Annotated in this window: 14 protein-coding genes and 1 pseudogene; 5 read left to right on the top strand and 10 right to left on the bottom strand. The window is 69.7% G+C overall.

Going from position 1 to position 14,171, the window contains the following annotated elements:
* A pseudogene (locus WH07_RS41365) lies at positions 1 to 194 on the bottom strand (D-alanyl-D-alanine carboxypeptidase/D-alanyl-D-alanine endopeptidase); the annotation flags it as partial.
* A 187-nt stretch (positions 195 to 381) separates the two neighbouring features.
* Between WH07_RS41365 and WH07_RS26090 the strand changes: the two are divergent.
* Both WH07_RS26090 and WH07_RS26085 read left to right on the top strand, forming a co-directional pair.
* Entirely contained in the window at positions 382 to 876 is a 495-nt protein-coding gene (locus tag WH07_RS26090) for an inorganic diphosphatase (protein WP_046504875.1), read from the top strand.
* Between the two features lie 278 nt (positions 877 to 1,154).
* Positions 1,155 to 2,702 (top strand): threonine/serine exporter family protein, encoded by a 1,548-nt coding sequence (locus tag WH07_RS26085; protein WP_046504872.1) that lies wholly within the window; start codon positions 1,155 to 1,157, stop codon positions 2,700 to 2,702.
* A gap of 68 nt (positions 2,703 to 2,770) precedes the next feature.
* On the opposite strand, the gene WH07_RS26080 is transcribed toward WH07_RS26085, so the two are convergent.
* Positions 2,771 to 3,484: a DedA family protein gene (locus WH07_RS26080; protein WP_106409684.1), complete on the bottom strand. Its 714-nt coding sequence runs from the start codon at positions 3,482 to 3,484 to the stop codon at positions 2,771 to 2,773.
* 252 nt (positions 3,485 to 3,736) lie between these two features.
* Here WH07_RS26080 and WH07_RS26075 point away from each other — a divergent pair, with 252 nt between their 5' ends.
* Positions 3,737 to 5,170 carry a glutamate decarboxylase gene (locus WH07_RS26075; RefSeq protein WP_046504869.1) on the top strand — a complete coding sequence of 478 codons (1,434 nt, stop codon included), beginning with the start codon at positions 3,737 to 3,739 and terminating at the stop codon, positions 5,168 to 5,170.
* Between the two features lie 103 nt (positions 5,171 to 5,273).
* On the opposite strand, the gene WH07_RS26070 is transcribed toward WH07_RS26075, so the two are convergent.
* The 5 genes from WH07_RS26070 to WH07_RS26050 form a co-directional block, all read right to left on the bottom strand.
* Positions 5,274 to 6,104, bottom strand: a complete 831-nt coding sequence (locus tag WH07_RS26070) for an ABC transporter permease (RefSeq protein ID WP_106409683.1) — start codon at positions 6,102 to 6,104, stop codon at positions 5,274 to 5,276.
* A complete protein-coding gene (locus WH07_RS26065) occupies positions 6,101 to 7,144 on the bottom strand; it encodes an ATP-binding cassette domain-containing protein (RefSeq protein ID WP_198533893.1) in 1,044 nt (347 codons plus the stop codon). The genes WH07_RS26070 and WH07_RS26065 overlap by 4 nt, the downstream gene beginning before the upstream one ends.
* A 133-nt stretch (positions 7,145 to 7,277) precedes the next feature.
* Positions 7,278 to 7,919, bottom strand: a complete 642-nt coding sequence (locus tag WH07_RS26060; protein WP_046504867.1) for a PadR family transcriptional regulator — start codon at positions 7,917 to 7,919, stop codon at positions 7,278 to 7,280.
* A 105-nt stretch (positions 7,920 to 8,024) separates the two neighbouring features.
* Complete coding sequence (locus WH07_RS26055; RefSeq protein ID WP_046504863.1) at positions 8,025 to 9,491, bottom strand: aldehyde dehydrogenase family protein; 1,467 nt, start codon at positions 9,489 to 9,491, stop codon at positions 8,025 to 8,027.
* A 54-nt stretch (positions 9,492 to 9,545) separates the two neighbouring features.
* Positions 9,546 to 10,427, bottom strand: coding sequence for a helix-turn-helix domain-containing protein (locus tag WH07_RS26050; protein WP_046504861.1), 882 nt, complete (start codon positions 10,425 to 10,427; stop codon positions 9,546 to 9,548).
* 316 nt (positions 10,428 to 10,743) lie between these two features.
* Here WH07_RS26050 and WH07_RS26045 point away from each other — a divergent pair, with 316 nt between their 5' ends.
* Positions 10,744 to 11,238 (top strand): ATP-binding protein, encoded by a 495-nt coding sequence (locus tag WH07_RS26045; protein WP_079023567.1) that lies wholly within the window; start codon positions 10,744 to 10,746, stop codon positions 11,236 to 11,238.
* Between the two features lie 159 nt (positions 11,239 to 11,397).
* Here the strand turns inward: WH07_RS26045 and WH07_RS26040 are convergent, their stop codons facing one another.
* Both WH07_RS26040 and WH07_RS42230 read right to left on the bottom strand, forming a co-directional pair.
* On the bottom strand, positions 11,398 to 11,640 hold the full coding sequence (locus WH07_RS26040; protein ID WP_046504855.1) for a DUF397 domain-containing protein: 243 nt from the start codon (positions 11,638 to 11,640) through the stop codon (positions 11,398 to 11,400).
* Between the two features lie 238 nt (positions 11,641 to 11,878).
* Positions 11,879 to 12,016: a hypothetical protein gene (locus WH07_RS42230; RefSeq protein ID WP_408645939.1), complete on the bottom strand. Its 138-nt coding sequence runs from the start codon at positions 12,014 to 12,016 to the stop codon at positions 11,879 to 11,881.
* 148 nt (positions 12,017 to 12,164) lie between these two features.
* Between WH07_RS42230 and WH07_RS26035 the strand changes: the two genes are divergently transcribed.
* Positions 12,165 to 12,698, top strand: a complete 534-nt coding sequence (locus tag WH07_RS26035) for a hypothetical protein (protein WP_046504853.1) — start codon at positions 12,165 to 12,167, stop codon at positions 12,696 to 12,698.
* A 177-nt stretch (positions 12,699 to 12,875) separates the two neighbouring features.
* Here the strand turns inward: WH07_RS26035 and WH07_RS26030 are convergent, their stop codons facing one another.
* Complete coding sequence (locus WH07_RS26030) at positions 12,876 to 14,084, bottom strand: DUF2786 domain-containing protein (RefSeq protein WP_046504850.1); 1,209 nt, start codon at positions 14,082 to 14,084, stop codon at positions 12,876 to 12,878.
* Positions 14,085 to 14,171: the final 87 nt, after the last annotated feature.

The following is a 14,171-nucleotide window of genomic DNA, read 5'->3' as shown; positions in this document are numbered from 1 at the left end:
GCGGGTGCGGGCGTACGGGGGGCGGTCGTTCCGTGATGTGCGCCACCCGTGCGGCTCTGCGTCGCCGCCCATGCCCGCTCGGACCTGCGCTGACCGGATTCCCAGGGGCCGGCCGTGGCCACGGCGACGGCCGCGAGGGCCAGGCCGACAACGGCGGAACCCGCCGTGAGCTGCCACACTTTCGGCTCAAGCACGGCCGACCAGCCCCTTTCGCGATCACACAGCTGCGTGGGGGACACTTAATCACTGCGCCTTGCCACGAGCATGGCACCCCGGCCCAGCGGCGGCCCCTCAGGCCGCCGGTCCGGGGGCCCTCCTCCGCGAAGACGCAGCACTCAGCAGTATGACCGGACAGATGTGTTGATCATGGAGGAGCCACCCGTGGAGTTCGACGTCACCATCGAGATCCCTAAGGGTTCGCGGAACAAGTACGAGGTGGACCACGAGACCGGCCGGATCCGCCTCGACCGGCGTCTCTTCACCTCGACCAGCTACCCGGCCGACTACGGCTTCGTCGAGAACACCCTCGGGGAGGACGGCGACCCACTGGACGCGCTGGTCATCCTGGACGAACCGACCTTCCCGGGTTGCCTCATCAAGTGCCGCGCCATCGGCATGTTCCGGATGACGGACGAGGCGGGCGGCGACGACAAGCTGCTGTGCGTCCCGGCCTCGGACCCCCGGGTGGAGCACCTGCGTGACATCCACCATGTCTCGGAGTTCGACCGGCTGGAGATCCAGCACTTCTTCGAGGTCTACAAGGACCTGGAGCCCGGCAAGTCCGTCGAGGGCGCCGAGTGGGTGGGGCGTGCCGAGGCGGAGGCCGAGATCGAGGCCTCGTACAAGCGACTTGAGGCGCAGGGCGGCGCGCACTGACCGCGCACCCCTGACCGCGCACTCCTGCGGATGACCGGCCGGACGGCCGGGGCGGACGACGGGCGGCGCACCTCTTCGTGAGGTGCGCCGCCCGTCCGTGTGCGGGGGTACCGGGCTCCCGGGTCCGCGGACGCGGGTGTGGCCTCTCATGTCCGTGCTCATACTGGGCAGACGCGGGACTGCGGAACACACGGCCGAGTACGGACGAGCACGGGCGCAGGGGCGTGCGCCACAAGGACGACAGGGAGCGGGGGCATGAGGGCGTGACGGCGAGGACAGTGGCGGCCGAGCCGGACGGCCCCGAGGAGCGCAAGCCCCAGTCGGACGAGGCGCACAGTGCCTTCACCCCGCCGCACGGGATGGAGCGGCTGACGCTGACCGGCGCCGACCGTCCCGGATCGGGGTTCGTGCTGCCCGAGGCGTGGGCCAAGGGGGCTCCCTGGCAGGACCGGATGCGCACCCTGCTGCGGATGCCGGCCGGCGAACGGCCCGTACCGGAGCCGGTGCAGCGGCACGACGACAACGGGCCCGCGGTGCCCCGGGTGCTGGACCTGACGCTCCGTATCGGTGAACTGCTGCTGGCGGGCGGCGAGGGCGCGGAGGATGTCGAGGCCGCGATGTTCGCGGTGAGCCGCGCGTACGGCCTGGACCGCTGCGAGCCGAACGTCACCTTCACCCTGCTGTCGATCTCCCATCAGCCGTCGCTGGTGGAGGACCCGGTGACGGCCAGCAGGACGGTACGGCGGCGGGGCACCGACTACACCCGGCTCTCCGCCGTCTTCACGCTCATCGACGACATCACCACCGCGAACACGGACGTCACGCTGGAGGAGGCCTACCGGCGGCTGGCGGAGATCCGGCGCAACCGGCATCCGTACCCCGGGTGGGTGCTGACGGTGGCGAGCGGGGTGCTGGCGGGCTCGGCCTCGGTGCTGGTCGGCGGCGGGTTCCTGGTGTTCGTGGCGGCGGCGTTCGGCGCGATGCTCGGGGACCGGCTGGCCTGGCTGTGCGCGGGGCGGGGGCTGCCGGAGTTCTACCAGTTCGTGGTGGCCGCGATGCCGCCCGCAGCGATGGGGGTGGCGCTGACACTGGTGGGCTCGGCGGCGCAGTGGGAGGTACGGCCCTCGGCGGTGATCACCGGCGGTCTGTTCGCGCTGCTGCCGGGGCGCGCCCTGGTCGCGGGGGTGCAGGACGGGCTGACCGGCTACTACATCACCGCGTCGGCGCGGCTGCTGGAGGTCATGTACTTCTTCATCGCGATCATCATCGGTGTGCTGACCGTGCTCTATCTGGGGGTACAGCTCGACGCGCAGCTCAACCCGGACGCCGCGCCGCACACCGCGGAGCGTCCGGTGGTGCAGATACTCGCGGCCGTGGTGCTGAGCTTCACCTTCGCGATCCTGCTCCAGCAGGAACGTTCCACGGTGCTGATGGTGTCCCTCAACGGCGGGATCGCCTGGGTCGTCTACGCGGCGATGCACGATACGGGCGGGATCTCGCCGGTGGCCGCGACGGCGGTGGCGGCCGGTCTGGTGGGGCTGTTCGGCCAGCTCTTCTCGCGCTACCAGTTCGCCTCGGCGCTGCCCTATGTCACGGCGGCGATCGGCCCGCTGCTGCCCGGCTCGGCGACCTACTTCGGGCTGCTGGGCATCGCGCAGAACAATCCGGACCGCGGGCTGGCCTCGCTGTCCAAGGCCGCGGCGCTGGCCCTGGCGATCGCGATCGGGGTGAATCTCGGGGGCGAGATCTCCCGGCTGTTCCTCACGGTGCCGGGGGCGGGCCGGGCATCGAGCCGCCGCGCGGCCAAGCGGACGCGCGGCTTCTAGACAGCGTCCTGAACGTCCTGTCCTGTCCGGTGGAGACGGCTTCCGGGCCTCCGGACCGTACGCCTCGCTCAGCGCTTGGCGTGCCGGCCGCGCTGCCCGCCGGCGCCCGGGCCGTCCGGCTGCGCCGTACCGGAGTCCTCACCGGCCGTGAGCGCGGCCTTCTTGGACTTGGAGCGGGCCCGCAGGAACTCGATCACGATCGGCAGCACCGAGATCAGCACGATCAGGATCAGGATCATCTCGATGTTCTTGTGAACGAACTCGATCTTGCCGAGCGCCGCGCCCAGCAGGGTGACCCCCGCGCCCCAGAGCGTGCCGCCGAGGATGTTGAAGACGATGAACGAGCGGTAGTTCATCCGGCTCACACCGGCGATGATCGGCGTGAAGGTCCGTACGACGGGCACGAAGCGGGCCAGCACCAGGGACTTGGGGCCGTATTTCTCGAAGAACTCGTGCGCCTTCTCGACGTTCTCCTGCTTGAAGAGCCTGGAGTCCGGGCGCTTGAAGAGCGCGGGGCCGACCTTGCGGCCGAAGAGATAGCCGACCTGGTCGCCGATGATCGCCGCGAGCACCACCAGGAGACAGACGAGCCAGAGCGGGTGGTCGAGCGTGCCGGCCGTCACCAGCAGGCCGGTGGTGAAGAGCAGCGAGTCGCCGGGCAGGAAGAACCCGATCAGAAGGCCGGACTCGGCGAACACGATGACCAGGACACCGATGAGTCCGAAGGTCCCGATCAGATAGTCCGGGTCCAGCCAGCTTGGTCCGAGCGCAAGGGGGGTCACGGGTTCCGGACTCCTGTGTTGTGTCGATAGTCGGTCGATCGTCAATTCGGCGTGGTCGGCCGCGCACAAGCTATCAACGCCCGCCTGCTCCTCCAGGTTCCACCCGGCCGCGTGGACATGCGGCACGGATGCGCCAGACCACCATTTCGGGCATAAATGAAGAAAGCTGACCGGAAAATGCCCGTCCCAAGCCGGTCCAAAGCCCGTCCCGAACAGATCCGGCCGCGCCGACGCCCCCGAGGAGAACCGCCGATGCCACTCCACCGAGGCGCGGACATGACCGGCATGCCCGAGGCCGAGCGTGCCGAACGGCAGCGGCTGTCGATCAACCCCTTCTACGGGGAGGCCGACCCGATCAGCGGAATGACCTCGGCCCCGCCCGTCCACCGGCTGCCCGACGGGCCGACCCCGCCCGCCGTCGCGTACCAGCTCGTCCATGACGAGCTGATGCTGGACGGCAATTCGCGGCTCAATCTCGCCACGTTCGTCTCCACCTGGATGGAGCCGCAGGCCACGACGCTGCTGTCGGAGTGCCGGGACAAGAACATGATCGACAAGGACGAGTACCCGCGCACGGCCGAACTGGAGCGGCGCTGTGTGGCGATGCTCGCCGACCTCTGGAACGCGCCGGACCCGGCGGCGGCCGTCGGCTGTTCGACGACCGGGTCCAGCGAGGCGTGCATGCTCGCCGGAATCGCGCTCAAGCGCCGCTGGACCAAGCGCAACGCGGGCCGCTACCCGGCGACCGCCCGGCCCAATCTCGTGATGGGCGTCAACGTGCAGATCTGCTGGGACAAGTTCTGCAATTTCTGGGAGGTCGAACCGCGCCAGGTGCCCATGGAGGGCGAGCGCTTCCATCTCGACCCGCGGGCCGCCGCCGATCTCTGCGACGAGAACACCATCGGGGTGGTGGCCGTACTGGGCTCCACCTTCGACGGCTCGTACGAACCGGTCGGCGAGGTGTGCGCGGCGCTGGACGCCCTCCAGGAACGTACGGGTCTCGACATCCCCGTCCATGTCGACGGGGCGTCGGGGGGCATGATCGCGCCGTTCCTCGACGAGGATCTGGTCTGGGACTTCCGGCTGCCGCGCGTCTCCTCCATCAACACCTCCGGGCACAAGTACGGGCTCGTGTACCCGGGCGTCGGATGGGCGCTGTGGCGCTCCCCCGACGAACTGCCCGAGGAGCTGGTCTTCCGCGTGAACTACCTGGGCGGCGACATGCCCACCTTCGCCCTGAACTTCTCGCGTCCCGGCGCCCAAGTCGTCGCGCAGTACTACACGTTCCTGCGGCTGGGCCATGACGGCTACCGCGCGGTCCAGCAGACGGCACGGGACATCGCCACCAAACTGGCCGGGGAGATCGAGGGCCTGGGCGACTTCCGGCTGCTCACCCGGGGCGACCAACTGCCCGTCTTCGCCTTCACCACCGCGCCCGGCAACGAGAACTTCGATGTCTTCGACGTCTCGGCCCGGCTGCGCCAGTACGGCTGGCTCGTGCCCGCGTACGCCTTCCCGGCCAACCGGCAGGATCTGTGCGTGCTGCGGATCGTCTGCCGCAACGGCTTCTCCGCCGATCTCGCCGCGCTGCTGATGGACGATCTGCGGCAGCTCCTCCCCGCGCTCCGCGCCCAGCCGCATCCGCCGGCGCGGGACAAGTCACTGGCGACGGCCTTCCACCACTGAGCGCACGGAGGTCGCACGAGGGTCGTACGGAGGCTGTACGGAGGCGTGGCGGGCGGCGGGCCGTGTCGCGCGGCCCACCGCCCCCATGCGTACGTACGGCTCCTCAGCGGCTGAGCCGGGCGAATCTCCGCACCGCCAGCGGGAAGAACACCGCCAGCAGGGCCACCGGCCAGAGAACCGCCAGCAGCCCGGCGTGCTCCGCGGCCCAGGAGCCGCCCGCCGCGGCCGGGTTGCCGAAGAGGTCGCGTACGGCGGTGGCCGTGGCCGACATCGGGTTCCACTCCACGACCGCGCCCAGCCAGCCGGGCATGGACTCGGGTGTCGCGAACGCGTTGGAGAGGAAACCGATCGGCCAGACCAGGATCTGCACCGCCTGCACCATCTCGGGGCGGCCCGCCACCATCGCGAGCTGGATGCCGAGCCAGAGCATCGCGAACCGGAACAGGAGCAGCAGCCCGACGGCCGCGAGGAAGGACGCGCTCCCATCGTGCCAGCGCCAGCCGAGCGCGCTTCCGACGCCGAGCAGCACGCACAGGCCGAGCACGGACTGGAGCATGTCGGCGACGCTCCGGCCCACCAGGACCGCGGACGGCGCCATGGGCATCGACCGGAACCGGTCCACCACGGCCTTGTTGAGGTCCTGCGTGACGGCGAGCATCGTGGACTCAAGTCCGAACGCCATGGTCAGCGCGAGCATGCCGGGGACGAGGAACTCGACGTACTCCCCCTGGATCCCCCGGCCGCCGCCGACCAGATAGCCGAACATCAGCAGGAGCATCACCGGGAAGACGAGCCCGACGACGACCTGAACGGGCTGCCGTGCCCAACGGGCGAGTTCGCGGCGGGTCATGGTCCAGGAGTCGGCGAGGGCCCAGCCGAGCCGGCTGCCGGCGGTTTCGGAGGGCACGGGTGCCGGGGCGTGCAGGGCCGTCATGCCCGTACCTCCTGTTCCCGCTGCTTCTCCTGCCGCCCTTCCCGCTGCTTCTCCTGCCGCCCTTCCCGCTGTTTCTCCTGCTGGTGGTCATCGCCCCGGTCGCTGTCCCCGCCCGTCAGCCGGAGGAAGACCTCGTCCAGCGTGGGCCGCCGCAGCACTATGTCCTCCGCCTCGATCCCGTCCGCGTGCAGAGCCCGCACGGTCTCCGTCAGCGCCGCCATCCGGTCGGTCACGGGCGCGCTGATCAGCCGACGGTCCACATCCGTACGGACCGCGTACGTGCCCGCCGTACGCGCCAGGATCCGCGCGCCGTCCGCGAGCCGGTCCGCGTCGCGCAGGACGACATCGATCCGGTCGCCTCCGGTCCTGGCCTTGAGTTCGTCCGCGGTGCCCCCGGCGATGACCCGGCCGCCGTCCACGACCGAGATGCGGTCGGCCAGTTGGTCGGCCTCCTCCAGATACTGCGTGGTCAGCAGTACGGTCGTACCGCCACCGACCAGTGAGCGCACCGCGCTCCACACCTCCGCCCGGCCGCGCGGATCGAGCCCGGTCGTCGGCTCGTCCAGGAAGAGCACCGCCGGGCCGGTGATCAGGGACGCCGCCAGATCGAGCCTGCGCCGCATGCCGCCGCTGTACTGCTTGACGGGCTTGCGGCCGGTGTCCAGAAGGCCGAACCGTTCCAGCAGGGCGTCGGCCCGCTCCCCCGCGCGCCGGGCGCCGAGGTGGTGGAGCCGTCCGAACATCTCCAGGTTCTGCCGGCCGCTCAGGTCCTCGTCGAGCGCCGCGTGCTGGCCCAGCAGCCCGATCCTGCGCCGTACTCCGCGGCCCTCCGTCCGTACGTCCAGGCCCGCCACCCGTACCTGCCCCTCGTCGGGGCGCAGCAGCGTGGTCAACACCCTTACGGCGGTGGTCTTGCCCGCGCCGTTCGGGCCGAGCAGACCATGGACCGTGCCGCGGGCCACCGTCAGATCGAACCCGTCCAGGGCCCGCTTCTCCCCGTACCGCTTGTGCACGCCGGCCGCAACGATCGCGTCGGTCACTTCGGTCACGTCGGTCACTTCGGTCACGTCCTCGCCTCCCCGCTTCCTGCCATTTCCGCACCCCTTAGCAGTAATCAAACTTGACTACCGGCTGACGAAGAGTAGCCCCCGCCCTTGGATTGGTCAAACTTGATTAGTGGGTGTCGCCCTCGTCGGGAATCCCCGTCGCGTAAGGGTTCTCCTCGCCCTCGCCGAGCACACCCACCCACGGTTCACCCTCGCCCGCGAAGGTGTAGGCGCCGCCCTCGATGCGCTTGATCAGCCCGCGCGTCCACTCGGCACCGGAGTCCGCCGAGTGCACCCAGAGGTTCATGATCTCGCCGATGTGCCCGAGCTGGGCCGGGCCGTCCTCGGGTACGTAGTGCTCAGTCACGGCGGACCGCCAGGCCTCCATCCCGGCAACTCGCTCCTTGAGCAGCTCGACGACCTCGGCACGCGGCAGGTCGACGATGGAGCCAAGCCCGGCGGACAGTACGTCCATCTTCTGGTCGTATGTAATGAGCGATTCACGCAGCAGCCGGAAGTACTCCTCGCGGCCCGCGTCCGTGATCTCGTACTCGGTCCGCGGCGGCCCGCCCGCCGTGCTCGGCGCCACCTCGTGCGCCAGCAGCAGGCCCTGCTTCGCCATCTGCTTGAGCGCGTGGTAGATCGAACCGGGCTTGGCGGTGGACCACTCGTGGGCGCCCCAGTACTCCAGGTCGTTGCGCACCTGATAGCCATGGGCCCGGCCGTGCTGACGGACCGCGAAGAGCACGAGCAAACGGATCGCTGACATGGCTCCAGGTTATGGCCCCGCAGGCCAGGCACCGTGGCCGGTGCCCGCGCGGGGCCCGGCCCGCCACCGGCCCGCCGGAGCGGGAACGGGAACCGGAGCGTGAATTCAGAGCGGGAATTCCGTACGGCCGTGCTGCACAGAGATCCACTTCTGCGTGGTGAACGCCTCGACCGTGGAGTCCCCGTTGAGCCTGCCGAGACCCGAGAACTTCTCCCCGCCGAACGCCACCATCGGCTCGTCCTGCACCGTCGAGTCGTTGACGTGCATCATGCCTGTGACGATCCGCTTGGCGAAGGCCACGCCGCGCTCGACGTTCGAGGTGTGCACAGCCCCGCTCAGTCCGTACGGGGTGTTGTTGGCGAGCCGTACCGCCTCTTCCTCCCCGTCGAACGGCAACAGCACCACCACGGGTCCGAATATCTCCTGCTGCATCAGCGGGGAGTCCTCGGCCAGCCCCGACAGCACCGTCGGCTCCACGAGATTGCCGCGCGTCCGCCCCCGTACCAGCGCCGTGGCGCCCTCCGCGAGCGCCTGGTCCACCAGGGCCGTCAGCGCGTCCGCCTGGAAGGTGTTGATGACCGGGCCGATCTGGGTGTCCGGGTCGCGCGGGTCGCCGGTCCTGAGCGCGGTCACCTTCGCGACGAACTTCTCGGTGAACTCCCGCTCGATGCTGCTGTCCACCAGGATGCGGTTGGCGGCCATACAGACCTGCCCCTGGTAGATGAACCGGCTGGCGACGGCCGCGTCCACCGCGTAGTCGAGCCCCGCCTCGTCGAGATCGTCCAGGACCACCAGCGCGCTGTTGCCGCTCAGTTCGAGAATGGCCCGCTTGAAGTTGCTGCCCGCCACGGCACCCACATGGCGGCCGACCCGGTCGGAGCCCGCGAAGGAGATCACCTTCGGGACGGGGTGCTCGATCAGCGCGTCACCGACCTCGGCGATGTCCGTCACCAGCACATTGAGCAGTCCGGCGGGCAGCTCCGCGTCCTCGAACAGCTTGGCTATGAGCCCGCCGCCGACCACCGGCGCGTTCTGATTGGGCTTGATCACCACGGCGTTGCCGAGCGCCAGCGCCGGCGCCACCGACTTGATCGTCACCAGGAAGGGGTAGTTGAAGGGGCTGATCACCCCGATGACCCCCACCGGCAGCCGGTAGACCCGGTTCTCCCGGCCGTCGACCGGGGACGGCAGTATCCGGCCCTCCGGGCGCAGGGCGAGCTGAATGGCCTCGCGGAGGAACTCCTGCGCGCTGCGCACCTCGTACTCCGCCTTGACGCGCGTACCGCCCAGTTCGTCGATGATCGCCTCGACGATGTCGCCCTTGCGCTCCTCGACCAGTCTGAGCACCCGCTCGAAGACCAGCCTGCGGGCGTACGGATTGGTCGCGGCCCAGTCGCGCTGGGCGCGTTCGGCGGCGCGGTAGGCCTCGTCGACCTCGGCGACGGTGGCGATCGTGATGGCCGCGAGCTTCTCCCCGTTGTACGGGTTGAAGTCGATGATGTCCCACGAGCCGCTGCCGGTCCGCCACTCGCCGTCGATGTACTGGTGGGCCAGATCGGTGAAGTAGGACATGCGATCCCTTACTGCAGGTGCAAACTCCTGATGTGAGGTCATCGTACTGATGTCTCAGATCACTTGGAGCAGCTCGCGGAGGACATCCCGGCTCTCCTCGGGCCCCGGGCTGTCGACCTGTAGTCGCCTCATCACCCGTTCGTACTGAGCGACCTCCTCGCCCTTGTCGAGATAAAGCGCGCTGGTGAGCTGTTCCAGGAAAACGACGTCGGAAAGGTCCGACTCCGGAAAGCTCAGCATGGTGAAGGCGCCGCTCTCGCCCGCGTGCCCGCCGAAGCTGAACGGCATCACCTGGAGTGTGATGTTCGGCTGCTCGGAGATCTCGATGAGATGTTTCAACTGGCCCTGCATCACCGAGCGGTCGCCGTACGGACGGCGCAGCGCGGCCTCGTCGAGAATGGCGTGGAAGCGCGGTGCCCGCTCGGAAACCAGAACCTTCTGCCGCTCGAGCCTGAGGGCCACCCGGCGGTCGACCTCACCGCGCGGCGCGTCCGGCTGGCCGCGGGTCACGACGGCGTGCGCGTACGCCTCGGTCTGCAGCAGACCGTGCACGAACTGCACCTCGTAGATACGGATCAGTGAGGCGGCGCCCTCCAGGCCGATGTACGTCTGGAACCAACCGGGCAGCACATCACCGAAGCTGTGCCACCAACCCGCGACATTCGCCTCTCTGGCGAGGCCGAGGAGGGCGGAGCGTTCGCCCTCGTCAGCGACACCGTAGAGGGTCAGCAGGTCCTCGATGTCTCTGGCCTTGAAGCTCACCCGTCCCAACTCCATACGGCTGATCTTGGACTCGGAAGCGCGGATCGAGTAGCCGGCGGCTTCACGTGTGATGCCGCGCGTCTCGCGCAGCCGCCTCAGCTGTGAGCCAAGCAGGATGCGCCGCACCACGGAACCGCCCGATTCGGCTGCGGTCACGTCTCCAACCCTCCCCATCGCATGTTGTTCTGCCTGGAGCACCCCCGGACCCCAAGTGCCGGATTCTGCCATCAAAACGCTTCAGCCCGTACTCATTCGATTACGGAAATAAGAAGCCTTTGCGTAGCGACCAAAACTGGTCACGAGGAGAAATCTGCCAGAACCGGTACGGTCGTGGTCAAGTCCGGCGCGTGCACGTGCATCTGCCCTTGCATCTGCCCTACGCATTGGGAACCATGGTCCTCGCGCACCTGCGTGCTCGTTCGTGATTGACGTGATGTGACTCTGGACCACCGCAGTATCGCTACGGCCGCGAATCCCGGGAGTGCCTCGCATGGGGATGAATGGATCGACCATGCTCGAGCCGTTAAGGCAGGGGCTTCCCCCGATCGATCCCGCGGGCGCCGCGGGGTCCGCGTCGTGTGCGCTGCCGGCCCGCTATGAAGCGGTGCGCGGGGCCCGGCAGTTCACCCGGACGACGCTCAGCCGCTGGGAGCTGGACGACCGGTTCGACGATGTCGCCCTGGTCGTCTCCGAGCTGGTCACCAACGCACTGCGCCACGCCCTGCCCGCGGACACGCCGCGGGAGCCGCAGGACCCGCCCGTACGCCTGCACCTGATGCGGTGGACGTCACGGCTCGTGTGCGCGGTACGGGACCCCAGTCACTCGGGGCCGACGGCGCGCGAGGCCGGGGAGGACGGCGCGGCGGAGTCGGGCCGGGGACTGTTCCTGGTGGAGTCGTTCAGCGACACCTGGGGCTGGCATCCACTGGCGGGGTCGCTGCACGGCAAGGTCGTCTGGGCGCTGTTCCAGTTGCGGACCGACTGAAGTCGACCGGGACCGACCGCTTCGAGCGGGGTCACTCAGGCGAGTGGCTGAAATCTAACTGTTGAGACGGCGGCGGTACGGGCTTCAGGACCCGGGACACGCCTCTGCGGCGACGCCGGTTACCGGGCGTGGCGCCTGCCGGAACGTTCCGGCAGGCGCTCAGGCGCCCGTCGCCAAGTGATCGAACTCCCCGTCCTTGACACCCAGTAGCAGTGCCTCTATTTCGGCGGGCGTGTAAACCAGAGCGGGACCGTCGGGGAAGCGTGAGTTACGTACCGCCACTTCCCCGCCCGGCAGCTTCGCGAACTCCACACAGGACCCCTGTGAGTTGCTGTGCATGCTCTTCTGCCAGACGACTCCGTGAAGCTCTGTGGCCGTTATGCCGTTGTACACGTGGTGCACAGGTCGCTCCCCGAGTTTCAAGGTGCAGTAGTCAACTGTCTCGGATCATAGCTGTGTTTCATGTGCTGATGCATGAGCAAATGCACGTGCACGCGGGGTGGTCCTTTGATTACAGACGCCGCACCGAGGCGGTCGTCCGGAGCGAATCCCTCGTGCTCTAGGAAGAGACGCGTTTCATACCCATTCGGATCCCAATTCCGGCCATGGTCTATGGGTTTGAGACCGGTATGAGACCGGTTCAACACACTGGGGCCCCGCCTGACCTGCTCAGGAGGGGCCCAAGGGGTTCAGCGCGCCGCCGGGCCGTACGGCGGCGCGCCATTTCCCGGGCGTTCTCGACCGCCCGCGCCGACGCGCGCTGTTGCCGGGCCGTCACCCTCGTCGCGCGGAGGCTCCGAATCCGCCCGCGGCCGGAGATGAATTCCGCGACAGATCCGTGCTCTTGTAGTCGATATAGGGCACGCAAGGGCTCCTGGTAGCTTGGCGCGGTCCGGTATCCGGTACCCGACAAGGGGGACTTGAACGTGCAGAAACTCGTACGAACCAGCGCCGCCACGGCCGGCCTCGTCGCCGCACTCGCCTTCGCGCTCACGGGCTGCGGCGGGGACAGCGGGGACGGCGACTCGCGGAAGGACAGCAGCAGTTCGGGCACACCGAGTGCGGCGGCGTCCGGCTCGGGCTCCAGTTCGGGCTCCGATTCGAATTCCGGCTCCGGTTCCGGTTCCGGCGGGGACGCGAGCGGCGGTGTCGAGGGCACCTGGGCCGGGCTGACCGACGGCAAGGCGGTCGCGCTGTCCGTCAGGGCTGGGAAGGTCGCGCTCGTCGCCGACAACCATGTGTGCCAGGGCTCGGTGGAGGACATGGGCGAGCCGATGCTCTCCCTCACCTGCGCCGACGGGAACACCGACCGCACCATGGGGTCGATCGAGTCCAACGACGGCAAGACGCTGGTGATTTCGTGGGGCAAGGGCACGAAGGACACGCTGGCGAAGACCGAGACCGGGGTGTTCCCCGAGGGCCTGCCGACGGATATGCCCACGGCTGTGCCGACGTCGTAGCGCCGGGGCGCCGGGTCCTCGTCCGCCGTACGGGCCGGCCCTGAGCCGAACCGCCCGGCGGCCGTGGGCAGCGGCGGTGGGCAGTGGCCGAGGACGGCACGTGGGGGCCGCGCGTGGGGACGGCACGTGCGGGCGGCGCCTGGGGATGGTGTCTGGGGGTGGCGCCGGGGCCGGCCGTCAGTCCGGCACGCGCGCCGCGTCCGCCGCCGAGGTCCCGTGGTGCCAGCCCTCCGCGTCCGTCACTCCGCGGACGCGGGTCGCCACCGTCTCCGGGAACATCCGGTCCGTACGGTCGGCCACCGCCACGTCCCGCGCCGCGAGCACGGGCAGCAGCCCGCCGCCCGCCCCGTCCCGCTCCCCTTCGCCGCTCGCGCTCGCGCTCGCCTCCCGGGTCGTACGCTCCGTGGCCTCCGCCAGCCGCTCGCCGATGCGGTGGGCGTACGCCATCAGGAACGACTGGCGGAACGTCTTCGTCCGCTTGCGGCCGCCCGCACGCTGGGCGGCCTCGGCACGGGTCATCGCGGACGTCCCCTGGAGCAGCAGCGAGGTGTGGAGCAGTTCGACGGCCTCCAGATCGGGTTCGAAGCCGACGACCGTCGAGAAGCCGTACGCGCTGTTCCAGACGGCGCGACAGCGGTTGGCGGAGGCGACGGCGTCGAGCAGGATCGCCTTCGCGGTCTCGTACGGGGCGTCCACCCCGATCCGGCAGGCGCCCGGCACGTCGCCGCGGTGGGTACGGTCGGCGAGCAGCGCCTCGTCGATGCTGTGCCGGGCCATCAGTTCCTGCGCCTTGGCGGTGAGGGCCTCCGCCTCCTGCGGATAGCCGGTCGCCTCGGCCTTGGCGAGCAGCGCCCGGATCCGGGTGAGCATGCGCGGCTCGCCCTCGGTGGGAGGCAGATGGACGGGCGTACCGGGCACCGGACCCACCGGCTCGATCGCGGGCAGCCGGATGAGCCGCGCGTACAGCTCCAGTACGGCGGTGGCGTACGAGAAGCGGTCGGTCCTGTGGGACCGCGAGCCGCCCTCGTCGTCGGGACCGGCGGACTCCGCGAGGTCCGCCAGTTGTGCGGTCCAACGGGGTGGCAGCCGCTCGTACCGCCGTACCTCGGCGGTTATCAGCTCGGCGAGCAGCCGCACATGCGGGGCGTCCAGGTCACGGCGGACCAGCCGTACGAGATCGGCGGGCTGCCAGCCGCGCTCCCACGCCAGCCGTACGAACCCCACGCCGCGCAGACGCAGTTCGGCGTCGGCCGCGGGGTCGGCGGCGAGCAGGGAGGCGCCGGAGTCGATGCCCCGGCTGCGCTCTCCGTCCGGCGCGGAGAGCGCGGTGTGCAGGGCACGCTCGACGGTTCGCGCGCCCGCGGCGGTGGCGTCCGTGTCACTCATGGCCCCGATGATCCCAGGTCCGGCGGGAGCGACGGCGGGACGGGGGATTCTCGGGAGGGGCCGGTCTCGGAGGGCTGGGTCTCGGGG

Source organism: Streptomyces odonnellii (assembly GCF_000981895.1).
Lineage (GTDB): Bacteria > Actinomycetota > Actinomycetes > Streptomycetales > Streptomycetaceae > Streptomyces > Streptomyces odonnellii.
This window is presented reverse-complemented; position numbering and strand designations above follow the sequence as displayed.